Source organism: Pseudomonas sp. FP603 (assembly GCF_030687415.1).
In the GTDB taxonomy this organism is placed as follows: Bacteria; Pseudomonadota; Gammaproteobacteria; order Pseudomonadales; family Pseudomonadaceae; genus Aquipseudomonas; species Aquipseudomonas wuhanensis.
In genome coordinates, this window is the sequence record NZ_CP117431.1 from 5,258,354 (window position 1) to 5,282,042 (window position 23,689).

Genomic DNA, 23,689 nt, shown 5'->3' on the forward strand with positions numbered 1-23,689 from the left:
CACAGAGATGAAGCGAGGTGCAGCCGGTACTCAGGAAAGAGCGCAAGCAATAGTTGAATAGTCAACGGCGGACAGTTTGACCAAGGTACTGATGCTCAGATGGTGTGCGACCAGAGCCGTCAGCACCGCAACAGTGATCGCCAGGGCGACACCCTCGCTGGCCACCCGCGTCGTGTTGAAAATACCGGCGGCCATCCCCGCCCGTTCCTTGGGGATCACGCTGATCGACAAACCATCCATCAAGCCCCAGGGCAGGCCTGTACCGATACCGGTCAGCAGCATGGCCGCGATGATCTGCGCGTGCGTGCCGACCGGGATCGTACTCAGCCAGTAGAGCCCGGCCGCTGCGATCACGAAGCCGATTGCGCAGAGTACGCCCGCCGACAACCAGCGAGTTAGCGACGCGGCAATGATCGGGACAATCAGCATCGGGGCAGAGAGTGCCAACATCATCAGCCCCGCTTCAAAGGCACTGGCCCCTTCTACGCCGATAAACCTAAACGGCAGCAATACGATCAAGACGATGTAGCAATAGCAGGTGCCGATCGGCAGGATCTGTACACCGACAAAGCGTGGAAACAAAAATAGCCCCAGTTCCAGCATCGGATGTTTTGCCCGATTCTAAACAATGATAAACAGCAGCAAAAAGACCGCCGACGTTCCAAGCAGTACATGGATGACCGGCGAGCCCCAGCCTTGCTCAGGTGTCAGGATCACCGCCGTGGTAAACATGATCAGCAGGCCGGAAAACGTCAGCACGCCGGGCGTATCCAGTCGCTGTGCTTGCGGGTCGCGGCTTTCGCGCATTTTCGGCAGGGCAAATATCAAGGAAAGGATGGCGAGCAGGGCCGTGAAAAGGAAAATTGCGCGCCAGCCCAAGTACTCGATCAGCAACCCCGATAACAACGGACCGAAGGCCAGGCCAACCCCGAAAGTGGTGCCCAGAAGGCTGAAAGTACGAGTTCTGGCATGCCCATCAAACTCCTGTGCCAACGCCGCCGATCCGCTGGCCAGGGCTGCCGCCGCGGCAATGCCTTGCACGCCACGCAACAGGTCCAGCCAGAAAATATCGGGGACCGCCGCCAACAGGGTCGACACCAGTGCAAACAACGCCATGCCGCACATGAACAGTCGCTTGCGTCCGTAGAGGTCAGCGAGGGTGCCGGCGGCCATCAGCAGGCTGCCGAAGCTAAGCATGAAGGCATTGGTGATCCAGGCCAGTTCCGTGGGATGGGCATCAAAGGTTTGACCAATGAACGGCGTGGCCACTGCCCCGCCGGTAAAGCTCATGGGCAATACCAAGGCGGCGAGGCAAATTGCAGCCAATATGGAGTGCCGGCCATGGGCCGGCAGCGGTTCGGTAGCTGAGTTCATTAGGTGATTCCCTGCATATCTATGAAGTATCCGTGCTGTCCAGGCCGAGGCGCGCGATCGTTCGTACACTCTAGTTAGGATACAATTGAAGATAAACTGGCTCTTATTCCACTTATAGTGAACTAAAAGGATGTAATCGAGTTGTGGACAGTCTTAGTGGGGTGATCTCATTCGTAAAAACCGCCGAGGCGCTCAGTTTCATCAGCGCCGCCAGGGCGTTGGGGATTTCTGCCTCGGCCGTAGGCAAAAACGTCGCCAAACTTGAGGCTTCGCTGAATGTGCGGTTATTGCACCGCAGCACCCGCAAAGTCAGCCTGACTGCGGAGGGACAGTTGTTCTATGAACGCTGCCGCAAGATCCTCGACGATCTTCAAGATGCCCGAGCGATGCTTTCCCATGCCACACAGGAACCCCGTGGAAAGTTACGCGTCAGCTTGCCCACCATCGGTTATCGCTTTCTCTTGCCCCATATGGCGCGGTTCCGCAAAGCCTATCCGGAGATTGAGCTGGAACTGGACTTCAACGACCAGTTGGTGGATGTGATTGATGAAGGCTTTGACGTGGTGATTCGCAGCGGCGGGCAGGCCGACTCCAAGCTGATGGCCCGCAAGCTGGGGCCTTTTAAGTTTGTCCTGTGCGCATCGCCTGACTATTTGCAGCGTAAGGGACGGCCCGTCACTATCAGCGACCTGGAGCGTCACGAGTGCTTGCGTTACCGATTTGTCACGACGGGTAAAATAATGGACTGGAGTATGTCTTCGGCCCCCCAGTTCACGCAGTTACGCCTGCCAACCGCCCTGACATTGAACAACATGGAAGCCATGCTGATGGCCGTGGTGGATGGGCACGGTATCGCATTTGTCCCGGACTTCCTGGCCCGCGAAGCTATCGCCCAGGGGCACCTGGAAACGGTGCTCGACGGGCACAGCGAAGATCAAGGGCAGTTCTGGGCGTTGTGGCCGTCCAGTCGCCATCTTTCACCGAAGATCCGCGTATTCGTGGACTTTGCTGCCGAGTATCTGTTTGCTATCCCTTCCGTCGACAAACCAGCTGTAACTCGCTCATGAAGCCGGTAATCGCTGACCGTCCGTTGTGGGTCGCTTTCTGCCTCACGCGACTGGCAGAGAACCGCCAGAAGGAGACCGTGAGCATTACCCACTACAAGGAGCTAGCGTCGTCCATTCAATTCGAGGGCTGTGCCATGGATGCTATTGCCGACTAAACACCATTGCCTTCAGGCCGCGACCAGATAGGGCCGCCGCGCCTGCAGAGAATGGTTAGCTGCGACCGATCATCTTCTTCAGTTCATCGATAGACAGCGGTGGTCGACGCTGATGAAGCATTGAGTGGCAGTTTGGACACACCGGGCGAAGATCCTTCACCGGATCCACCTTGTAATCTTTGCCGATATCAGCAAGCTGCACGAGGTGGTGGACGTGAATGTAGCCGCGACCAATCTCACCGTACACCTTGCCAAAATCGAAGCAGCATATGACACACGCGGTGCCGTAATGTGCTTTGCACGCTGAAATTGCTTTAGCGCTCCGCTCGTATGCGTTTACCGAAACCTGTTTTACAGCGCCTTCTCCATAGGTTGCGGCACCCGCGACCTCCTCTGGGAATTGCAATTCGCCTGACGCTTGAGATGCTTGCGGTTGTGTTTCAGCCGCAGCCGCACCTGTGAATCCGTGCTGCGGTGCCCCAACTTGAAATGACCAAGTGATTTGTACGGGCGTCGTCCGTTGAAAGCTAGCCGGGGCTGCCTCGCCAGCGTATTTAAAGGGACTCCTATCGTCGGTACGATAGAACACATGAACTCCCCCCTGACGGCTCAGGAGACTCTTAATGGATTCCTGTCCCACATGCGACGCGGTCTTCCCGTACCAATGGAGAAGACCTTCTTCAAAGCGGTTTGCATAGTCATGACCCGTTCGGCCCGCTGTGCCAATATTGCAGAAGATGAACCAATCGCCGCTCCATTGGGTATAGCCCGTGTTCCAGTTGCCCTTCTGCTTGCCCGGCGGAACGCGGCAGATTCTATAGATGTCATCCTTTGTATATCGTTGGCCGACGACGAACGTGAAGTGTGCCAATGAAACTCTCCAAGTTTGAGGAGCAGCTACCTGGCCGTTCTCTGCCGGTCATGGCCATGCGGCTTGCTGGTCAAATCCGATGCAAATAACTGGTCAGGTGGAATGCAAATGGGTGGGCAAATCTGTGCAATTACCCAACTTGTTATTGAGCGCACACCAGAACCTTACAAAACCTAGCGTTTGGACCGCCAGTAGCATAGTAATTTTTTTATCAAGCGAGAGGCCGGAAGCATCACACAGCCTTGATACTTGCTGCATAGGGTGTTCTCCATGGTATGCCTATCCAGATACAGGCTTATTTTATCTTTTTCAGGCTTTCCGCTTGATAAGGAACACCCAAAGTGCAACAGTATTAGTAGAACGCCCTAACTGATACAGGCACCCATCATGTTCATCCGCGCATACCTCCGAGCCTCCACCGAAGAGCAAGACGCTGGCCGCGCCCGAGCCTCGCTTGAGCAGTTCGCCAGCGACCATAATAAGGTCATCGCCAGCGCATACCTGGAGAACGCCAGCGGTGCCACCGCTGACCGGCCGGAGTTGCTGCGCCTGCTGAAAGATGCGCGCAAAGGTGACGTGCTGCTGGTGGAGTCGATAGACCGCCTATCCCGCCTCCCTGTGGAGGACTGGCAAAGGCTCAAGGCTGCCATCGACTCCAAGGGCCTGCGCATCGTCGCGCTTGATCTGCCGACCAGCCACCAGGGAATGCAGGACACCAAAGGCGACGAGTTCACAGGGCGAATGCTGGGGGCGATTAACTCGATGTTGGTGGAAATGATGGCCGCTATTGCTCGAAAGGATTACGAGCAGCGACGCGAGCGCCAAGCGCAGGGTATCGAGAAAGCCAAGGCCGCCGGCAAGTACCTGGGGCGGCCAGTTGATGCTGACCTACACAAGCGAGTTACCGAGCTTCTCCGTGCCGGTCTAGGCATACGTGCGACGGCGCGGCACGCCAGTTGCTCCACTACAACGGTATTGCGTATTAGGGATTCAAGTTGCCTTTGAAGATAAAAGGCCGAGCGTATGCTGAGCGTGAGCCAAAGACTCTGCCCCGAACGCCTTGCCACTGAGCAGGTGGTCAATGGAATTCAGTAGCATTGAATCGAATTGACCATTCATCCAGGTCAATCGGCTGTTGGATAAGTGCTCGAAATCCTCTGACTTACCCTCTCCGAATACGCTCCGAACCAGCCGCTTTATAGTCTCATCTTCGTACCAAACCATTTTCGTCTGGTCCGTTTTTCCCTGAATAAACAAGTAAACGATACGGCTGAGGAGGGCGTGATAGGTAGCAAAATGAGCCCACACAACCTCTCCCAAAAACGGGCGATATTTAGCCAGATCTCCGAAAAATTCGGTAACCATCCCGAATTTTAAGCCGAGAAGCTCTCCCCTCATTTCACCAGAGTAAAGATTCATGATCTCCGACCGTGTAAGGGCGTCGGTAAGTACAATTATCGGGGGAAAGGCCTTGCGCGCGCTAAGAACTCCGATCCAGAGGGCGTCGACAGCTTCGATTTTGCGGACGATCGTCGCCTTTTGCACCTCTGAGAAAGAGGATGCAGCTATTCGAAGCTGCTCAGCTTGACGGTCGACTTCTGACTTTAAAAGAGTGAGGTTAGCTTCACCTTGCCCCTTCAATTCAGCCTTCAGTTGCTCGAGCTGGTGATCATAGTGGTGCTTGAGGCCAGCTTTGAGACGCTCACTAAGCCACGTCCTAAAGAGCCAACCCAAAATTGCTATCAGCCCCGCGGTACCCAGGGAGGATGTAATCGCGGTTATGACGAATTCACTCGGTTCTGCCATGACGACCTTCTCCCTTTGGACGTTCACGAAAAAGCCCCGCCAGGTCATCCTGTGCGGGGCTTTTTTCTACCTGCTGCTGCCACCCTGCTGTCACGAAAAAATCTAACTGTCAGGGATATGGCTGGAGAGGCCCGTAAAATATGGTGTCCCAGGGCAGGTTCGAACTGCCAACCTTCCCCTTAGGAGGGGGATGCTCTATCCAATTGAGCTACTGAGACACAAGTCGCCCGCAAAGGAATGCGCAGCGATGGACGGCGTGCATGTTAACGGGCAGGCCCGCTTTTGTCATGTCGTCCGTAGGGCTTTTTAAGTGTAGGCAGACGCCTCACGGTAGCGTGGCTTTGTTTACCGTGCAAATTGCATCACCGCAAAATGCCATCATTGCAAATTGCAATGTGGGAATTTTGCAGAAATATCTTAATTCGTTGTTTTTAAAGGATTTAATAGCCGTTAAACTTTTGGCATGCGGGCTGCTTCGACTGTTCTCTCAGAACACAGGAGGTCAGCTCCATGAACAGCGCTCTTATAGTCGCAAACGCGGTCGCTTTGGCGGTTCTGGTGGGTTTTCATTTCTTCCCCGAAAACGACGTTGCGACAATTGCTCAACGCATCCCCCATTACCTGCAACTGCAAAAAACACCGCAGTTGGCAGTCATGAGCGATCAACGCGGTTTGGTCAGCCAAGAGGTAAGCCTGGAGACTATTCAGCTGCGCACACAGTCTTTTGAACGCTTGGTATTTTGAATCACCCCATCAGGAGCACAGCATGTCCAAATCAGCCGCAGGATTTTTCATCCTCGCTTTACTGAGTGGCATCCTTCATCTGTCATTGGTCGAGGACACAATCATCACCCTGCCCCTGATTGCTTGCGGCGTGTTCGGCGCACTGTTCGTGCTGGTGCTGATCGCCGGGCGCAAGATCAAGTTCGATCCGGTTTTGCGCTGAAGCTCAGTAGTTTCAGAAGATTGGCGACGGTGCCAGCAAGGTCGCCGGAGTTATCGAGTCGGCGGATCTGAATATTACTAATTGAATCATCAGCCATAAACAACCCATTACGGCGCAATCTTGCTTCAACTTCTGCCGGGTTCTCTCGCCCCCGCCGTAGCAGACGCTCGCGCAGGGCTTCATCCTTGACCGTCAATAGCACCGGCAATAGCGTGGGATAACGCAGTTGCGCCTCTGTCAGGTGCCCGCGCGAACCGTTGATCAACACATGGCGACCCTCCGCGAGCCATTGGTCTATGCGCACAGGAATACCGTAACTCAGCCCATGGGCTTGCCACGACAATGCAAAATCCCCTTTGGCTCTGCGTCGTTCGAACTCTTCGCGGGAAACCTCGATGGCGTCTTCACCCACGGACTCCGCCGAGCGCGTGATAACGCGGCGCACCACTTCACAATTGCCTGCGCGCAACGGCTTGCGAGCGGCTTCGATGAGGCTATCCTTGCCGGATCCCGAAGGCCCCATTAAATAAATCAGCCTGCCACCCATCCTGAAATCAACCCTCGCCACGTGCCCATACTAGTAAATCGGCCATTTGCCACTATCCTGTATAAGGTAAGGAACAAGGATCGAATCCGCATAGCATGCACCTTCAGACGTCTTCGGGCATCACCTGTCGGGCAAGAGGACGCGGTTCAGCGATACGGACTCATGGATTATTTTCAAACCAGTCCGCATTTCTGATAATAGGTGCTGGCATTAAGCCTTTACCCAGATCAATATTTGTCACAGAATTGACGCCAATGATCTGGCTAATTTGAGGCATGATGCGCGCCTCTATCAATTCAGGTTGAACATTTGGCCGGAGTGCTTGTCCTATCTGACATCCTGCGGCCTATCCCGAGAACCGCTCCCCTGAACTAACCGGTTAAATATATGCGCCCATTGAAACAGGCAATTTATTCCAGCCGTACGGCTGACAAGTTCGTCGTACGTCTGCCAGACGGAATGCGTGAACGCATTGCCGAGGTGGCTCGCAATCATCATCGCAGCATGAACTCCGAAATCATCGCGCGCCTTGAGCAGAGCCTTATTCAGGAAGGCGCGTTGGGTGAAGAATTGAGCATGCGCCTGGACAGCCCCGAGCTGTCTTTGCACGAACGCGAACTGCTGCAACGCTTCCGCCAACTCTCCCACCGTCAGCAAAACGCTCTGGTTTCGCTGATCGCCCATGACGCCGAAATGGCCGCAGACGCTTCCTGATTCATCCCGAAAGCTCAAGCCAGCGTAATTGCTGGCTTTTTTTTGCCTGAAATTTGGCTAAAAAAACCCGCCGATTGGGCCATTGGCCAATCAGGCGGGTTGTTTTGAAACAGGATGTTAAAGCAGGAAAATCGTCGCCAGCCCGAGGAAGATGAAAAAGCCGCCACTGTCAGTCATGGCCGTGATCATCACACTGGCACCCATTGCCGGGTCGCGCCCAAGCCGCGCCAGGGTCATCGGAATCAAAACCCCCATCAATGCCGCAAGCAACAGGTTAAGCGTCATCGCGGCGGTCATCACCACGCCCAGGGACCAACTGCCATAAAGCAGATAGGCCACCACACCAATTACGCCGCCCCAGACCAGACCATTGATCAGGCCGACCGCCAACTCCTTGCGCATCAGTCGCGACGTATTGCCGGTACTGACCTGGTCCAGCGCCATGGCCCGAACGATCATGGTGATCGTCTGGTTACCCGAGTTGCCACCGATACCGGCGACGATCGGCATCAATGCCGCAAGTGCTACCAGTTTCTCGATCGAACCTTCGAACAGGCCGATCACCCGGGATGCAATGAACGCGGTGATCAGGTTCACCGCCAGCCAGGCCCAACGGTTGCGCAGGGATTTCCAGACTGACGCGAAAATATCTTCTTCTTCGCGCAGACCCGCCATGTTGAGAACTTCGTTTTCGCTCTCTTCACGAATCAGGTCGACCATTTCATCGATGGTCAGACGACCGATCAGCTTGCCGTTCTTGTCGACCACCGGGGCCGAGATCAAGTCGTAACGCTCGAATGCTTGAGCGGCCTCGTAAGCGTCTTCGTCCGGATGAAAACTCACCGGGTCGCTGGCCATGACTTCCGACACTTGCTTTTCCGGGTCGTTGACCAGCAGACGCTTGATCGGCAACACGCCCTTGAGCACACCGTCGTAATCGACCACGAACAGTTTGTCGGTGTGGCTCGGCAGCTCTTTGAGGCGACGCAGGTAACGCAAAACCACTTCGAGACTGACATCCTCACGGATGGTCACCATCTCGAAGTCCATCAGCGCACCGACCTGCTCCTCGTCATAGGACAACGCGGAGCGGACGCGCTCACGCTGTTGGTTGTCGAGGGTTTCCATCAGCTCGTGGACGACGTCTCGCGGCAGCTCGGAGGCCAGGTCAGCGAGTTCGTCGGCATCCATGTCCTTGGCCGCTGCCAGGAGCTCGTGATCGTCCATGTCGGCGATCAGGGTTTCACGAACCGAATCGGATACTTCGAGCAGAATGTCGCCGTCGCGATCAGCCTTGACCAATTGCCAGACCGTCAGGCGATCGTCCAGTGGCAAGGCTTCGAGGATGTAGGCAACGTCGGCGGAGTGCAGATCATCGAGCTTGCGTTGCAACTCGACGAGGTTTTGCCGGTGAACCAGGTTCTCGACCCGGTCGTGATGCGGACCTTCCTGGCGATGAGTCAGGTCTTCGACCACCCGCTGGCGCTGCAGCAGCTCAACGACTTGAGCGAGGCGGTCCTGCAAGCTTTCCTGCGTTTTCTTTACTTCAACTTCAGACATAGGCGAACTCCACTCCCAGCAGCGGGGCACGCCGGAAGGATCAATCAGTCAATTCATGATTGTAGAAACGGGGTACTGAGTAACTACTGGGTAAGTCCATGGAGGTATTCCACAAGCCCCGGCGGGGCTGACGGGCGCAATGATAACACCGCCTGACGGTTTTAAACGTTAAAAAATCGCGGCTGAAACAAGTGCTTGCGAGACAAACTTGAGCGCCATCCTGATCCATGAAACTGCGACGACTTATCCTGAAAAGAAAACACACTGTCGCCCGAAAATGTAATGACTACCCTTGATGGAGACCGTCATGGAGGACGTCGAATGCCATCCAATGTTCATTATTTGCTTGCCGCCCTGCTCTGCCTGCCGCCCCAGGCGCTTGCTATGACCGTTCACCGGTGCGAAGCCGCCAATGGGCACATCACTTTCACGACCTTGAGCTGTACGGCCGGAGAAAGCCTCTCACTTCAGGACGTACGCACGTTTTTGCCAGGTAGCGCGACGCCCCTGATGCCAGAAGCCGAGTTTCGCGAAACATCAGGTACGAAAATTCAAAGGAGGGAGCCAACGGTCGTTGGCCAGTCCGAGGGCAAATGTGGAAATCTGCTCAGCACGAAGGAACGCCGCATAGCGATCATCAATCAGCGGGTCGTTGCCGGCATGAGCCAGCAGGATGTCGAAAGTGCTCTCGGCAAACCAGACAAGATCAGCACGCGCAATTCAGCCACAAGCTATCGCTACGACAACAAGCGAGGGCGCAGTGCTCACATCGAGTTCGACGAGAAAGGTTGTACCAAAGAAAAAGCCAAATCGCAGACGGCAAAAAGCCCGCGTTAAACGCGGGCTTTTTGGTGTTTGGTGCACTCGACAGGATTCGAACCTGTGACCGCTCGGTTCGTAGCCGAGTACTCTATCCAGCTGAGCTACGAGTGCATTTGTGTTTTTATACCAGATCACAACTGGTTGAAGTCAAGTTATTCACATTACTGCAAACAACTCTTAAATGGTGCACTCGACAGGATTCGAACCTGTGACCGCTCGGTTCGTAGCCGAGTACTCTATCCAGCTGAGCTACGAGTGCATTTGTTGCCGCGCATTATAGGCCGTTGAATCTATTTGTAAAGCACTTTTTCTAGTAATTTCAACAACTTACCGAAGAAGCCAGATTACAACGTACTACGCAAATAATGGCGGAGAACGGGGGATTCGAACCCCCGACACCCTTTTGAGGTGTACTCCCTTAGCAGGGGAGCGCCTTCGGCCACTCGGCCAGCTCTCCGCAACACGGGGCGTATCTTAACCAACCTTTTCCCCGTTTGCAAACATAAAAAACGATAAAAATTAATGGCTTGGTTCTTCGTCCTTCTCTTTCTTTATACGCAGGTAAATTTCTTCACGGTGCACAGCAACCTCTTTCGGGGCGTTAACACCGATACGCACTTGATTTCCTTTAACGCCGAGCACGGTCACAGTGATTTCGCCATCACCAATAATCAGGCTTTCTGCGCACCGACGAGTCAGAATCAGCATACCTTTCTCCTCACGCAATTCATTTCAGGGACAACAGTCTGCAAAAAAAAGGCATTCGACCTACAACCAGAACGATCGCAGCCCTACATGCCTGAGTATTGACTAGCGCGAGCAAAAGAACAGTTTTGGTACGCGCCATTCAAAAAAACGAAGGGCGCGGTCAGACCGCGCCCTTGGGGAAACGCATTACTCGCCCTGTCGGACCGGCGCATCCAGTTCGAAAGCCGTGTGCAGAGCGCGCACAGCCAGTTCCAGGTACTTCTCTTCGATCACCACGGACACCTTGATTTCCGACGTCGAGATCATCTGGATGTTGATGCTCTCTTTCGCCAGGGATTCGAACATACGGCTGGCCACGCCTGCGTGGGAGCGCATGCCGACGCCGACGATCGAGACCTTGGCAATCTTGGTGTCGCCAATGACTTCACGGGCACCGATCTCGCGAGCAGTGTTTTCCAGCACGGTTTGCGCAGCCTGGAAGTCATTGCGGTGCACGGTGAAGGTGAAGTCGGTGGTGTTATCGTGCGCAACGTTCTGCACGATCATGTCGACTTCGATGTTCGCGGCACTGATCGGGCCGAGAATCTTGAACGCTACGCCCGGGGTGTCTGGCACGCCACGGATGGTCAGCTTGGCTTCATCGCGGTTGAAAGCGATGCCGGAAATGATCGGCTGTTCCATGGTTTCCTCTTCATCAATAGTAATGAGGGTGCCCGGACCCTCCTTGAAGCTGTGCAGTACGCGCAGCGGAACGTTGTACTTGCCGGCGAATTCCACCGCACGGATCTGCAACACCTTGGAACCGAGGCTGGCCATTTCCAGCATCTCTTCGAAGGTAATCTTGTCCAGACGCTGAGCCACGGAGACCACACGCGGGTCGGTGGTGTAGACGCCATCGACGTCGGTGTAGATCTGGCATTCGTCAGCCTTCAGGGCTGCCGCCAGCGCCACACCGGTGGTGTCGGAACCGCCACGACCGAGGGTGGTGATATTGCCGTGCTCGTCGACGCCCTGGAAACCGGCGACAACCACCACACGACCGGCCTTCAAGTCACCGCGAATCTTCTGGTCATCAATCTGCAAGATACGCGCTTTATTGTGCGCGCTATCCGTCAGAATCCGTACCTGGTTGCCGGTGTACGATACCGCTGGCACGCCACGCTTGATCAGCGCCATGGCCAACAGTGCAATCGTCACCTGCTCACCGGTGGAAACGATCACATCCAGTTCGCGAGGAACCGGCTGGCCGTCGCCACTGATTTGCTTGGCCAGATCGATCAGACGGTTGGTTTCGCCGCTCATTGCAGACAGCACAACCACCAGGTCATCGCCCGCATCGCGGAATTTCTTAACCTTGTCGGCGACCTGCTCGATTCTCTCGACAGTGCCGACCGAGGTGCCTCCAAATTTCTGTACGATCAAAGCCATTTCAAAGCCGCCTCTGCCCATGAAGGGCGCCCAATAATCACTCAAACAGCGTTCTGGCCCGCCACTAGACCGCGGGCCAGGCACACTGCCTTATAAACCCTGCTCTACAAATGGAACAGTCAGGGCCAATGCGGCATCCAGTGCGCCAGCGTCAGTACCACCGCCCTGCGCCATGTCTGGACGACCGCCGCCCTTCCCGCCCACTGCCGCAGCAGCCTGTTTCATCAAATCACCGGCTTTGAGTTGGCCAGTCAGGTCTTTGGTCACGCCTGCAACCAGGACGACCTTTTCCTCATGGACACTGCCGAGCAGGATCACTGCGCGGCCGAGTTTGTTTTTCAATTGATCGACCAGCGCCAGCAGCGCCTTGCCGTCCTGACCGTCCAGACGCACGGCCAGCACTTTCACGCCTTTGACGTCCAGGGCAGAAGCCGACAGATCGTCGCCCGCCGCGCTGGCCGCCTTGGCCTGCAACTGCTCGAGTTGCTTCTCCAGCAGACGGTTGCGCTCCAGCACAGCCGACAGCTTGTCGATCAGGTTATCGCGGCTGCCCTTGACCAGGTTGGCCGCTTCCTTGAGTTGCTCTTCAGCCGCGTTCAAGTAGGCCAGCGCTGCTGCGCCGGTCACTGCCTCGATACGACGAACACCGGAGGCCACACCGCCTTCGCTGATGATTTTCAGCAGGCCGATGTCGCCGGTACGGTTGGCGTGAATACCGCCGCACAGCTCGACGGAGAAATCGCCCATGCTCAGCACGCGTACGCTGTCGCCGTACTTCTCGCCGAACAGCGCCATGGCGCCTTTTTGCTTGGCGGTTTCGATATCGGTTTCTTCGGTTTCAACCTCGGAGTTCTTGCGAATCTCGGCGTTGACGATGTCTTCCAGCGCCTTCAATTGCTCAGGCTTGATCGCTTCGAAGTGGCTGAAGTCAAAGCGTAGACGCTGACTGTCGACCAACGAGCCTTTCTGCTGAACGTGCTCGCCCAGCACCTGGCGCAATGCCGCGTGCAGCAAGTGAGTGGCCGAGTGGTTCAGCGAAGTCGCGTGACGCACTTCGGCATCGACATGAGTCTCGACCGGAGCACCTACGATCAGACTGCCCGAATCCAGCACGCCGTGGTGCAGGAACGCACCGCCGGTCTTGGTGGTGTCGCGCACGTCGAAACGCGCAGCGCCAGCCTGGAGGAAGCCGCAATCACCAATCTGACCACCGGATTCGGCATAGAACGGCGTCTGATTGAGAACGACCACGCCCTCTTCGCCTTCGCTCAGTACGTCAACCGATTGCCCGTCTTTATAGAGAGCAACGATTTTGGCGGAGCCGCTGTGCGCGGTGTAACCGGTGAACTCGGTGGCCACATCAACCTTGACCAGGCTGTTGTAGTCCATGCCGAAGGAGCTGGCGGAGCGAGCACGGACGCGCTGGGCTTCCATTTCGCGCTCGAAGCCTGCTTCGTCGATGGTCAGGCTGCGCTCGCGAGCGATGTCGCCGGTCAGGTCCATCGGGAAGCCGTAAGTGTCGTAAAGCTTGAACACCACGTCGCCCGGCACCACGTCGCCTTTGAGTTCGGCCAGATCCTGCTCGAGAATCTTAAGGCCTTGCTCCAGGGTCTTGGCGAATTGCTCTTCTTCGGCTTTCAGGACGCGCTCGATGTGCGCCTGCTGGGATTTCAGCTCAGGGAACGCTTCGCCCATCTCAGCGACCAGGGCCGCAACGATCTGGTAAAAGAAACTGCCCTTGGCGCCCAGCTTGTTGCCGTGGCGGCAAGCACGACGAATGATCCGGCGCAGCACATAACCGCGACCTTCGTTGGACGGCAGCACGCCATCGGCAATCAGGAAGCCGCACGAACGGATGTGGTCAGCCACGACTTTCAGCGAAGCCTGAGCGTCGTTGGTGCAACCGATGGCTTTGGCCGATGCGGTCAGCAGGCTCTGGAACAGGTCGATTTCATAATTCGAGTGAACGTGCTGCAGCACGGCACTGATCCGCTCAAGGCCCATGCCGGTGTCCACCGACGGCGCCGGCAACGGGTGCAACACGCCATCGGCGGTGCGGTTGAACTGCATGAACACGTTGTTCCAGATCTCGATGTAACGGTCGCCGTCTTCTTCCGGCGAGCCCGGTGGGCCACCCCAGATGTCGGCGCCGTGATCATAGAAAATCTCGGTGCAAGGACCGCACGGGCCGGTATCGCCCATGGTCCAGAAGTTGTCGGAAGCGTACGGCGCGCCCTTGTTATCGCCGATGCGAACCATGCGCTCGGCCGGAACGCCGATGTCTTTGGTCCAGATGTCGTACGCCTCGTCATCGCTGGCGTAGACAGTGACCCAGAGCTTTTCTTTGGGCAGGTTCAGCCACTTCTCGGAGGTCAGGAAGTTCCAGGCGTAGGTGATGGCGTCACGCTTGAAATAATCACCGAAGCTGAAGTTACCCAGCATTTCGAAGAAGGTGTGGTGACGGGCGGTATAACCGACGTTTTCCAGGTCGTTGTGCTTGCCGCCGGCCCGCACGCATTTCTGGCTGCTGACGGCGCGGGTGTACGCGCGCTTTTCCTGGCCCAGAAAGCAGTCCTTGAACTGGTTCATCCCCGCGTTAGTGAACAGCAGGGTTGGGTCGTTGCCCGGAATCAAAGAGCTGGAGGCTACACGGGTGTGGCCTTGCTCTTCGAAGAAGCGAAGGAAGGCTTCACGGATTTCTGCGCTTTTCATTAGGTTCTTCCACGGAGGCTGCGGCCAAAGGCCTGTGCGAAACGTCAACAGACGAAGCGACGGCAAAGGGCCGCATTATATCGGCGTTAGTGGCTAGGTACAGCGTGTTTGTACGTTACAAACAGTCAATTGGACGGCTAACACGGTCAGTTGTGAGAAAAGTCGGCAAATGTGGCGACGACTTGCTCGATTTGCGCACGACTGACGTCCATGTGCGTGACCATTCGCAGACGACCGGCAGCGCTGAGCTTGATCCCGCGTGTCGCGGCAAAGGCCTTGATCGCTTCGGCCTTGTCGCCCATCTGTACATAAACCATGTTGGTCTGCACCGGCTCGACCTCATAGCCTGCCGTTCGCAGGCCTTCGGCCAGCATTTGTGCGTTGGCATGGTCATCAGCCAAGCGCTGAATATTGTTATCCAGCGCATAAAGCCCTGCCGCGGCGAGAATCCCGGCCTGACGCATGCCGCCGCCGACCATCTTGCGCAGACGTCGCGCCTTGGCGATCAACTCGGCCGAGCCGCACAGCACCGAACCGATCGGCGCGCCCAGGCCTTTGGACAGGCAGACCGAGACCGAATCGAAATGCTGAGTGATCTCCCGGGCATCGACATCCAGCTTGACCGCCGCATTGTAGAGCCGCGCGCCATCCAGATGCAGCGCCAGGCCGTTTTCACGAGTGAAACGGCGAGCCCGGGCCAAATACTCCAGCGGCAGAACCTTGCCCTGCATGGTGTTTTCCAGCGCCAGCAAACGGGTGCGGGCGAAGTGGAAGTCATCCGGTTTGATCGCGGCGGCGACCTGCGCCAGGTCCAGCGAACCATCGGCCTGCACTTCCAGCGGCTGCGGCTGGATCGAACCGAGCACTGCCGCGCCACCACCTTCGTACTTATAGGTGTGGGCCTGTTGACCGACAATGTATTCGTCACCGCGATCGCAGTGGGCCATCAGGCCCAGCAAGTTGCTCATGGTGCCCGTCGGGACAAACAAGGCCTCGGCAAAACCCAACTGATTTGCAAGCTCGGCTTCCAGTCGGTTGACCGTCGGATCTTCGCCATAAACGTCGTCACCGGTGGCCGCATTGGCCATCGCGTCGAGCATCCCTGCGGTCGGTTGGGTGACGGTGTCGCTGCGAAGATCGATAACACTCATGAATCTGGCCTCGGTAAGCAGGGAAAATCCCTTTTGGATTGGAATTACTGCGGTCATGTCGGCGAATAATCAAGCCTTGAACGAGGAAAAGGCACGTTACTTCTCGAGAAAGCACAATCCATGTGGGAGCGGGCTTGCTCGCGAAGGCGGACTGACAGTCAACATTTGCGTTGAATGTTAAACCGCTTTCGCGAGCAAGCCCGCTCCCACAGGTTCTGCATTTTGATTGACCGGTATTGGCCATGCACGCCCTGGGAATATGTGTTAAAAACGCTTCGCCGCCAAACAATCTGGCGGCAAAACGTTCTCAGGGCGGGGTGTAATTCCCCACCGGCGGTAATTGCGCGCAATGCGCATAGCCCGCGAGCGCTTGGCGTCAGGTACAGCAATGGCTGTGATGGCGGCAAGGTCAGCAGACCCGGTGTGATTCCGGGGCCGACGGTCATAGTCCGGATGAAGAGAGAACGGGATTAACGCCAAAGGGCCGCCTGCCGCTGATGCGAGCGTGCGTACCCTTAAATCCCATTCGATTCATAACGCCCTGTTTTTCACACAAACAGGAGTCAGAACATGCAACCCACCGCAATCGATAGCAAAAGCAAAAACCATCAGGGCGAGCGCGTCGCGTTCATCCAGGCCTGCTGGCACAAGGAAATCGTTGATCAGAGCCGTAAAGGCTTCGTCACCGAAATGATTGCTCAGGGTTATCAAGAGTCGGACATCGATTTCTTCGAAGTCGGCGGCGCCTTTGAAATTCCGCTTCACGCCAAGTTGCTGGCCAAGTCCGGCCGTTATGCCGGCATCGTCGCCGCGGGCCTGGTAGTCGATGGCGGCATCTATCGCCACGAATTCGTCGCCCAGTCGGTGATCAGCGGCCTGATGCAGGTTCAGTTGGAAACTGAAGTACCGGTGTTCTCGGTGGTTTTGACCCCGCACCACTTCCATGCTGGCGAAGAGCATCAGAAGTTCTTCTTCGAGCATTTCGTGCATAAAGGTCAGGAAGCGGCGAAGACTTGTGCGGATACGCTGCACAAGATGCGTGCGTTGCGTCGTAGCGAACCCCGCGCAGTAGCGGTCTAGTCGTATGATCGTTCCCACGCTCTGCGTGGGAATGCCTAAATGGACGCTCTGCGTCCGCTTCGGCAGGGACGCGGAGCATCCCGGGCTGCATTCCCACGCGGAGCGTGGGAACGATCATTGCGCGGAAGTCAGGCGAGGTTTTCGTCGGTGGTCGGCACGATCAGGATGCCGGCGCGCAGGCCGTTCTTGACCTTGGGGTTCGGGAAGATGATCCGGGCGCCCTTCTCTTCGATGACCCAGCGGGTATTGGCGATATCCTCAGCCAGCACATAACCCACCTTCAACTCCGAAAAGTTTTCGATATCCGCCGGCAGGTTCAGGCGGAAGTTATCGCTGTGCTTGATGACTTCCCGCGCGACGCTGAACAACTGCAAGCCATCCAGCCCTTCGTCGGTCATTGGCGGCTCGGTGCCTTCGATGATCTGCTTCAGGCGGGTCTCAAGAAGGCTGACGTTGACCCCATCGTTCTGCCCGAACGGCCGGGCCTTGCCCAGTTCCAGGGTGAAGGACTCGGCATCGAGCTTGTCGTAGGTGTAGGAGCTGAAGACGATGGAAGGCTTGTTCTGCAACAGCACCGCCTCCATACCGGCGGCGCGCAGGCGAGCCAGCTCCTGGCGTGAATGCTGACGGCCTTCCTTCCAGGGGTACAGGGCGAACTGCTCGATTTTCGAGCCACGGATCGCCGTGTGCAGGTCGTAGTGCAGGCGATTGCGATCCGGCAGGCTGAAGAAAGTCGCCGCCAGCCGCTCCAGCTCACAAGCGCGCAACGCCTCGGAACCGCTGGTTTGTTCGTGCCGACCGTTGAACAGCCGATTGACGTCCTGCTCGATGAAACGCTCACCGCGACGGATGGCCTCGGGATTGCCGAACAGGAACAGAATACGTGCGCGCGGCTTCAAGTCACCGCGGGCGATGTCATGCAACAGGCGATCGAGCAGCTCGATCGGCGCTGTTTCGTTGCCATGGATGCCGGCTGAGAGCAGCAGGTCCAGGCCATTGTCGCGGGCTTCAGGTGGCCGGACTTCCAGCGCACCTTCGCTCAACCAGCGCATCCGCACGCCTTCGACAGTCAGTTGAGTCTTCTCCGCCGGTTCGCGGCCGGCGAGGGTCAGTTCAAGCAGTTTGCCGAGGGCGAGCATAGAGCGGTTTCCTTAGTGGTCGTGATTGCAATCCGGGCCGTGTACGTGGTCCTCATCATCACCGACGTCGGCCGGTTCCATCTCCAGTTGCAGACTTACCAGATTAGTCGCCAATGGGCGCAGCAGCAGGTTGGCGTATTCAGCGTCACCTTCTTCGACGTCCACGCCGATCAGCAACTGGCCGCGGCCGTCCTGCTGGATCCACAGCTCTTTGCCTTGCCACATGACCGCGACACGGGTGCAGGAAGTTTCCAGTTGCGTGCCGTCGGTGTCTTCAAGGATCAGCTGCAGGGTATCGCTCATGTTTTACGCTCTCGTCTGGAGATAGCGCGGCGCATTCAATTCATGCGCCGACTTTCAATTGATCTGGAATGGATAAACCGCGCCCAGTTTAAGGATTTGCGTCAGTTCATCCAGTGCCGTCCGGCACTCAAGCAGCAATTGCGGGTCCGCCAGATCGTTTTCGGTCATGCGGTCGCGGTAGTGCTTGTCGACCCATTCGGTCAATGTGCCGTACAACGGTGCCGTCATGATAACCCCTTGGTTGACGGCCGCCAGTTCGGTTTCGTTAAGTGCGACGCGTAACCGCAGGCAAGCCGGGCCACCGCCGTTCTGCATGCTCTGCTTGAGATCGAAAACTTTTACTTCGCGGATCAGGCCGCCAGAGCTGGTCAGGCCTTGCAGGTACTGCCAGACACGCTCGTTGCCACGGCATTCTTCCGGCACGATCAAGAGCATGGAGCCGTCAGGACGCGACAGCAGTTGGCTGTTGAACAGGTAGGAACGAACGGCGTCTTCAACGGTGACCGCGGAACGCGGTACACAGATCGACTGAAATTTCCCACCGACTTTGGCGAGTTTGCCTTGCAGCTCAGCGAGCATCTGGTCAGTGTCGAGGAAGGCGTCCTCGTGATAGAACAGCACTTCGCCATTACCCACGGCGATCACGTCGTTATGGAACACGCCCTGATCGATCACCGAAGGGTTCTGCTGGGCATAAACCACGCCGTCATCACGCAGACCGTGCAGACGCGCGACGGCTTGGGAGGCTTCGAGCGTCTGGCGCGCCGGGTACTTCTGCGGGGCCGGGTAACGGGTGTCGAACGCGCTGCGACCGAACACGAAAAACTCGACGCCGGCTTCACCGTAGTCACGGCAGAAACGGGTGTGGTTGGCCGCGCCTTCGTCACCGAACTGCGCCACGGCCGGCAACGCGGCGTGGTGAGCAAAGTGCTTCTGGTCGGCGAACATCGCGCCCAGCACACGACTGGTGGTCGGGTGCTCGATGCTGCGGTGATATTTGCAGTTCAGGTTGGCAGCCGTGAAATGCACGCGGCCGTCGGCGGTATCGGCGCTCGGGCTGACCGTGGCGGCGTTGGCCACCCACATGCTCGATGCCGAGCAACTGGCAACCAGCAGCGGCATTGCCTCCTTGGCAGCGCGCTCTATCACTTGCGCGTCGGTGCCGCTGAAACCCAAGCGGCGCAGTGCGCCGACGTCCGGACGTTCTTGTGGCGCCAAAACGCCTTGCTGAAAGCCCATCTCCATCAGCGCTTTCATCTTCGCCAGGCCTTGCAGCGCGGCTTCCTTCGGGTTCGAGGATTGCTGGCTGTTGCTCTGGGAGGCAACGTTGCCGTAGGACAGGCCACCGTAGTTATGGGTCGGCCCCACTAGACCGTCAAAATTGACTTCATAGGATTTCATCAGCGAGGCTCCACGAGAATCTGTTTTTTTAGGCATCAGTAACTAACTGTTCAGTGCGACCGTGTCGCGGCCATCGCGGGCAAGCCCGCTCCCACAGGTTCAGCAGTGTTCACAGATTTTGTGTTCCACGCAGACCTTGTGGGAGCGGGCTTGCCCGCGATTGGGCGTTACGCCATTTTCACGCCGGGCGTCAGGGCCGCTGGCAACACCAGGCTCGGGGTTTCCAGCGAGGCCACCGGGTACGCGCAATAATCTGCGGCGTAGTAGGCGCTGGCGCGATGGTTACCCGAGGCGCCGACACCGCCGAATGGCGCGCTGCTCGCAGCACCGGTCAACTGCTTGTTCCAGTTGACGATACCTGCGCGGCTTTCCAGCCAGAACTGCTGATAACGCGCTTCGGAATCCGACAGCAAGCCAGCCGCCAGGCCATAAGCAGTGTCATTGGCTTCAGCGATCGCCGCTTCAAAATCAGCGTAGCGGATCACTTGCAGCAGCGGACCGAACAGCTCTTCGTCCGGGCGATCAGCAACCGCTGTCACGTCCAGAATACCGGGGGTCAGCAAGGCAGACTGAGCCTGAGGCTGAGTCATTTCCAACAGCGCCACGGCGCCATTGGCCAGCAGATGTTCTTGCGCATCCATCAGCGCTTTCGCAGCGCCGAGGGAAATCACCGAGCCCATGAACGGCGCCGGTTGCTGATCGAACGCCCCGACTTCAATCGTCGAACTGACCGCCACCAGACGCGCCAGCAGCGTATCGCCCCAGGCGCCTTGTGGCACCAGCAAGCGACGGGCACAAGTGCACCGCTGACCGGCAGAAATGAATGCCGACTGAATGATGGTGTAAACGGCGGCATCGAGGTCCGCGACCTGATCCACCACCAGCGGGTTGTTGCCACCCATTTCCAGCGCGAGGATCTTGTCCGGACGACCTGCAAACTGCTGGTGCAGGTGATTGCCGGTACGGCTGGAACCGGTGAAGAACAGACCGTCGATGCCCGGGTTCGCCGCCAGGGCGATACCGGTTTCGCGAGCGCCTTGCAGCAGGTTCAGCACGCCAGCCGGCAGACCGGCTTCGATCCAGCACTTGACCGTCAGCTCAGCGACTTTCGGGGTCAGCTCGCTGGGCTTGAACAGCACACTGTTACCGGCCAGCAGCGCCGGTACGATGTGACCGTTCGGCAAGTGGCCGGGGAAGTTGTAAGGACCAAACACTGCCACCACACCGTGTGGCTTGTGACGCAACACCGCCGTGGCGTCGCCCAGCGGGCCGCTCTTCTCGCCGGTGCGTTCGCGGTAGCTCTGCACCGAGATCGCAATCTTGTTGACCATGCTGGTGACTTCAGTCGCCGCTTCCCACAGGGGTTTGCCGGTTTCTTCGCCGATGGTGCGAGCCAGCTCGTCAGCGTGATTCTTCAGCGCAGCGGCAAAGGCTTCCAGCACGCTGATGCGTTCTTCCAGGGTATGGCGAGCCCAGCTCGGGAACGCCTGACGTGCAGCTTGCACGGCCGACTCGACCTGACCGGCCGTGGCACCTTCGCCGGCCCACAGCACTTGCTGGGTCACCGGGTTTACCGATTGAAAGCTTTCACCCTGGCCAGCCAGCCATTCACCGGCGATGTATAGCGAATTCATTATTTCGACTCCCGAGCAGCAGACAACGGAACGGCGCGCACTTGATCGCCAGCGTTGAGTTGAAGACGTTTGGCGGTCAGCGGATCGACCACCAAAGTGCCGGCGGCGAAGCGTGCTGGTGCGGCAGTGATCCGGCAGTCTTCGCGCTTGCGGTTATGAATCAGGAATGGCGTGGCATCGTCACCCGGGGTGCCGATGGCCAGCACCAGCGCCTGGCTGTCACGCACTGCACGGATCTTGGTGGTTTCGCATTCCACCGCAGGGCCGGCATCGAAAATATCGACATAGCCTTGATAGCTGAACCCTTCACTCTTGAGCATCGACAGGGCCGGCTCGGTATCCGGGTGAACCTGGCCGATCACGTTGCGCGCGTCTGGCGACAGGAAGCAGGTGTACAGCGGGAATTTCGGCATCAGTTCGGCGATGAACGCCTTGTTGCCCACGCCAGTGAGGTAATCGGCCTGGCTGAACTCCATCTTGAAGAAGTGCCGGCCCAGGCTTTCCCAGAACGGCGAACGCCCGGCGTCATCGGACACACCGCGCATTTCGGCGATGATCTTGTTGCCGAACAGTTGCGGGAACTCGGCGATGAACAGCATCCGCGCCTTGGCCAGCATGCGACCGTTGAGGCCAGTGCGGAAATCGGCGTGCAGGAACAGCGAGCACAGCTCAGAGTTGCCAGTCAGGTCGTTGGCCAGGAACAGCGTCGGGATTTCGCGATAGATGTTCAGTTCTTGCGAGGCGCTGACTGTCAGGCCGACCCGGAAGTTGTACCAGGGCTCACGCAGACCGACGGCGCCAGCAATGGCGGAAATGCCCACCACGCGGCCGTTGTCGTCTTCGAGCACGAACAGGTAGTCCGCATCGCCCCGCCCGGCTTCGCCGCGGAAGGTCTTCTCGGCCCAGCCGACCCGATGGGCCAGACGCTCTTCGTTGGCCGGCAAGGTGGTCAGGCCGGTGCCGGTGCTGCGGGCCAGGTCGATCAGAGCGGGTAAATCGCTGCTGCGTACGGGACGAACGATCATGCTATCTCCTCAAACGGGCCGCTGACGCCACCCGTGAAACTCGCTGCTTTACTAAGCATTCATTCTTTATAGGCATAGCAGCAGGCGTTAAACCGCCACCAGGCGCACGCTGGCACCTTCACCGACGCCCAAGGCTTCGGCCGCTTCAAGATCCAGGGTTACGGGTTTGCCCGGCGCGTAATCGAGCTCAAGCAAAACGGCGCGGTAATCCTGCAACTGGGCGTTGGCCACCAGATATTGACGACCGGCACCTTTGACCGGCTCACCGATCTTCACCGGCACTACACGGCTCTGGGCGATCGAACGGATCCCCGAGACGCGGGCGTGCAGAGTCGGGCCACCGTCGAAAATGTCGATGTAGTGATCGGTCTCGAAGCCTTCGCGCATCAGGATGTCAAAAGTGATCTGCGCCCGTGGGTGCACCTGGCCCATCGCCTCTTGAGCGGAGTCCGGCAGCAACGGCACGTAGATTGGGTAATGCGGCATCAGCTCGGCCAGGAACGTGCGGCTTTTCAGGCCACACAGACGCTCGGCTTCGGCGTAGTTGAGGTCGAAGAAGTTGCGACCGATGGCATCCCAGAACGGCGAGTCGCCATTTTCGTCGCTGTAACCGACGATCTCGGTGACTACCGAATCAGCAAAGCGCTCCGGATGGCTGGCCACGAACAACAGGCGACCACGGGAATTGAGCTCAGCCCAAGGCGACCCCACCAACTCCGGCTTCACGTAGAAACTGGTCAGCAAGCTGTTGCCGGTCAGGTCGTGGCACTGGGAGAGCACGTGGATTTTGTTGTGGATCTTCAGTTCGCGGGAAGCGTGCACGAACGTTTCGTTACGAAAGCTGTAGAACGGCTCGGAATAACCGGCCGAGGCAACGATGGCCGAACAGCCGACCAGCTTGCCGGTGGCCGTGTCTTCGAGGACAAAGAAATAACTCTCTTCACCGTTGAAGCTGACTTCGGCGGCGAACGAGGCTTCGCTTGCCGCGATCTTGTCGCTCAGGCGTTCAACGTCATCCGGCAAGGAAGTGACACCAATCGGGCTGTCCGCAGCCAGACGCTGTACCTCGCCCAGATCAGCCATTTGCGCGGGGCGCATCACCAGCATGGTGTCACTCCTTTCTCGAAAAAATTCATTAGAAAAATGCCCGGCTCATGTGGGAGCGGGCTTGCCCGCGATAGCGTCCTGTCAGATAACAATGAAGTCGGCTGTCAGGCCCTCATCGCGGGCAAGCCCGCTCCCACAT

Annotated in this window: 21 protein-coding genes, 4 tRNA genes, 1 pseudogene and 1 riboswitch; of the genes and pseudogenes, 7 read left to right on the forward strand and 19 right to left on the reverse strand. The window is 57.6% G+C overall.

The window, feature by feature from the left end; all coding sequences use genetic code 11:
* Positions 1 to 45: 45 nt before the first annotated feature.
* Positions 46 to 1,374 (reverse strand): annotated as a pseudogene (locus tag PSH65_RS24270) (MFS transporter); the annotation flags it as partial.
* A 143-nt stretch (positions 1,375 to 1,517) separates the two neighbouring features.
* On the opposite strand from PSH65_RS24270, the gene PSH65_RS24275 reads away from it, so the two are divergent.
* Positions 1,518 to 2,441, forward strand: coding sequence for a LysR substrate-binding domain-containing protein (locus PSH65_RS24275; RefSeq protein WP_305422828.1), 924 nt, complete (start codon positions 1,518 to 1,520; stop codon positions 2,439 to 2,441).
* Positions 2,442 to 2,651: 210 nt separating this feature from the next.
* On the opposite strand, the gene PSH65_RS24280 is transcribed toward PSH65_RS24275, so the two are convergent.
* Positions 2,652 to 3,467 carry a DUF3427 domain-containing protein gene (locus PSH65_RS24280; RefSeq protein WP_305422829.1) on the reverse strand — a complete coding sequence of 272 codons (816 nt, stop codon included), beginning with the start codon at positions 3,465 to 3,467 and terminating at the stop codon, positions 2,652 to 2,654.
* Positions 3,468 to 3,854: 387 nt separating this feature from the next.
* On the opposite strand from PSH65_RS24280, the gene PSH65_RS24285 reads away from it, so the two are divergent.
* Positions 3,855 to 4,472: a recombinase family protein gene (locus tag PSH65_RS24285; RefSeq protein ID WP_305422830.1), complete on the forward strand. Its 618-nt coding sequence runs from the start codon at positions 3,855 to 3,857 to the stop codon at positions 4,470 to 4,472.
* Here PSH65_RS24285 and PSH65_RS24290 read toward each other — a convergent pair.
* Positions 4,458 to 5,273 (reverse strand): hypothetical protein, encoded by an 816-nt coding sequence (locus PSH65_RS24290; RefSeq protein ID WP_305422832.1) that lies wholly within the window; start codon positions 5,271 to 5,273, stop codon positions 4,458 to 4,460. The two genes, PSH65_RS24285 and PSH65_RS24290, sit on opposite strands and share 15 nt — an antisense overlap.
* 141 nt (positions 5,274 to 5,414) lie before the next feature.
* Positions 5,415 to 5,491: transfer RNA gene (locus tag PSH65_RS24295), tRNA-Arg, on the reverse strand.
* 292 nt (positions 5,492 to 5,783) lie between these two features.
* Between PSH65_RS24295 and PSH65_RS24300 the strand changes: the two genes are divergently transcribed.
* On the forward strand, positions 5,784 to 6,017 hold the full coding sequence (locus tag PSH65_RS24300; RefSeq protein WP_305422834.1) for a hypothetical protein: 234 nt from the start codon (positions 5,784 to 5,786) through the stop codon (positions 6,015 to 6,017).
* Between the two features lie 22 nt (positions 6,018 to 6,039).
* Positions 6,040 to 6,219 carry a PA3371 family protein gene (locus PSH65_RS24305; protein WP_305422836.1) on the forward strand — a complete coding sequence of 60 codons (180 nt, stop codon included), beginning with the start codon at positions 6,040 to 6,042 and terminating at the stop codon, positions 6,217 to 6,219.
* On the opposite strand, the gene phnN is transcribed toward PSH65_RS24305, so the two are convergent.
* Positions 6,194 to 6,766, reverse strand: coding sequence for a phosphonate metabolism protein/1,5-bisphosphokinase (PRPP-forming) PhnN (gene phnN / locus PSH65_RS24310; protein ID WP_305422837.1), 573 nt, complete (start codon positions 6,764 to 6,766; stop codon positions 6,194 to 6,196). The two genes, PSH65_RS24305 and phnN, sit on opposite strands and share 26 nt — an antisense overlap.
* Before the next feature lie 387 nt (positions 6,767 to 7,153).
* Here phnN and PSH65_RS24315 point away from each other — a divergent pair, with 387 nt between their 5' ends.
* Positions 7,154 to 7,480 carry an Arc family DNA-binding protein gene (locus PSH65_RS24315; RefSeq protein WP_003178899.1) on the forward strand — a complete coding sequence of 109 codons (327 nt, stop codon included), beginning with the start codon at positions 7,154 to 7,156 and terminating at the stop codon, positions 7,478 to 7,480.
* A gap of 117 nt (positions 7,481 to 7,597) precedes the next feature.
* Here the strand turns inward: PSH65_RS24315 and mgtE are convergent, their stop codons facing one another.
* On the reverse strand, positions 7,598 to 9,040 hold the full coding sequence (gene mgtE, locus PSH65_RS24320; RefSeq protein ID WP_095630443.1) for a magnesium transporter: 1,443 nt from the start codon (positions 9,038 to 9,040) through the stop codon (positions 7,598 to 7,600).
* Positions 9,041 to 9,361: 321 nt separating this feature from the next.
* Between mgtE and PSH65_RS24325 the strand changes: the two genes are divergently transcribed.
* A complete protein-coding gene (locus PSH65_RS24325; RefSeq protein WP_305422840.1) occupies positions 9,362 to 9,877 on the forward strand; it encodes a cell envelope protein SmpA in 516 nt (171 codons plus the stop codon).
* Positions 9,878 to 9,896: 19 nt separating this feature from the next.
* On the opposite strand, the gene PSH65_RS24330 is transcribed toward PSH65_RS24325, so the two are convergent.
* The 7 genes from PSH65_RS24330 to ltaE form a co-directional block, all read right to left on the reverse strand.
* Positions 9,897 to 9,973 (reverse strand) — tRNA-Arg (locus PSH65_RS24330).
* Between the two features lie 71 nt (positions 9,974 to 10,044).
* A tRNA-Arg gene (locus PSH65_RS24335) sits at positions 10,045 to 10,121 on the reverse strand.
* Positions 10,122 to 10,228: 107 nt separating this feature from the next.
* Positions 10,229 to 10,319: transfer RNA gene (locus PSH65_RS24340), tRNA-Ser, on the reverse strand.
* A 62-nt stretch (positions 10,320 to 10,381) separates the two neighbouring features.
* Positions 10,382 to 10,570 (reverse strand): carbon storage regulator CsrA, encoded by a 189-nt coding sequence (gene csrA, locus PSH65_RS24345; protein ID WP_002554426.1) that lies wholly within the window; start codon positions 10,568 to 10,570, stop codon positions 10,382 to 10,384.
* A gap of 186 nt (positions 10,571 to 10,756) precedes the next feature.
* Positions 10,757 to 11,998, reverse strand: coding sequence for an aspartate kinase (locus tag PSH65_RS24350; RefSeq protein ID WP_253553734.1), 1,242 nt, complete (start codon positions 11,996 to 11,998; stop codon positions 10,757 to 10,759).
* Between the two features lie 90 nt (positions 11,999 to 12,088).
* Positions 12,089 to 14,710, reverse strand: a complete 2,622-nt coding sequence (gene alaS, locus PSH65_RS24355) for an alanine--tRNA ligase (protein WP_305422845.1) — start codon at positions 14,708 to 14,710, stop codon at positions 12,089 to 12,091.
* A gap of 146 nt (positions 14,711 to 14,856) precedes the next feature.
* The gene (gene ltaE / locus PSH65_RS24360; RefSeq protein WP_305422847.1) at positions 14,857 to 15,861 is read right to left on the reverse strand and encodes a low-specificity L-threonine aldolase; all 1,005 of its coding nucleotides are present in this window, start codon (positions 15,859 to 15,861) and stop codon (positions 14,857 to 14,859) included.
* Positions 15,862 to 16,160: 299 nt separating this feature from the next.
* A riboswitch (FMN riboswitch) is annotated at positions 16,161 to 16,331 on the forward strand.
* 100 nt (positions 16,332 to 16,431) lie between these two features.
* On the opposite strand from ltaE, the gene PSH65_RS24365 reads away from it, so the two are divergent.
* Positions 16,432 to 16,941 (forward strand): 6,7-dimethyl-8-ribityllumazine synthase, encoded by a 510-nt coding sequence (locus PSH65_RS24365; protein WP_237884060.1) that lies wholly within the window; start codon positions 16,432 to 16,434, stop codon positions 16,939 to 16,941.
* 128 nt (positions 16,942 to 17,069) lie between these two features.
* On the opposite strand, the gene astE is transcribed toward PSH65_RS24365, so the two are convergent.
* The 6 genes from astE to aruF form a co-directional block, all read right to left on the reverse strand.
* Positions 17,070 to 18,080: a succinylglutamate desuccinylase gene (astE, locus tag PSH65_RS24370; protein WP_305422849.1), complete on the reverse strand. Its 1,011-nt coding sequence runs from the start codon at positions 18,078 to 18,080 to the stop codon at positions 17,070 to 17,072.
* 12 nt (positions 18,081 to 18,092) lie between these two features.
* A complete protein-coding gene (locus PSH65_RS24375; RefSeq protein ID WP_007904718.1) occupies positions 18,093 to 18,383 on the reverse strand; it encodes a hypothetical protein in 291 nt (96 codons plus the stop codon).
* Between the two features lie 54 nt (positions 18,384 to 18,437).
* Positions 18,438 to 19,784 carry an N-succinylarginine dihydrolase gene (astB, locus tag PSH65_RS24380; RefSeq protein ID WP_305422850.1) on the reverse strand — a complete coding sequence of 449 codons (1,347 nt, stop codon included), beginning with the start codon at positions 19,782 to 19,784 and terminating at the stop codon, positions 18,438 to 18,440.
* A 167-nt stretch (positions 19,785 to 19,951) separates the two neighbouring features.
* A complete protein-coding gene (gene astD / locus PSH65_RS24385; RefSeq protein WP_305427045.1) occupies positions 19,952 to 21,421 on the reverse strand; it encodes a succinylglutamate-semialdehyde dehydrogenase in 1,470 nt (489 codons plus the stop codon).
* On the reverse strand, positions 21,418 to 22,443 hold the full coding sequence (astA, locus tag PSH65_RS24390; protein ID WP_095051595.1) for an arginine N-succinyltransferase: 1,026 nt from the start codon (positions 22,441 to 22,443) through the stop codon (positions 21,418 to 21,420). Before astA ends, astD begins: the two co-directional genes overlap by 4 nt.
* Positions 22,444 to 22,530: 87 nt before the next feature.
* Positions 22,531 to 23,550, reverse strand: coding sequence for an arginine/ornithine succinyltransferase subunit alpha (aruF, locus tag PSH65_RS24395; RefSeq protein ID WP_095634598.1), 1,020 nt, complete (start codon positions 23,548 to 23,550; stop codon positions 22,531 to 22,533).
* Positions 23,551 to 23,689 lie beyond the last annotated feature (139 nt).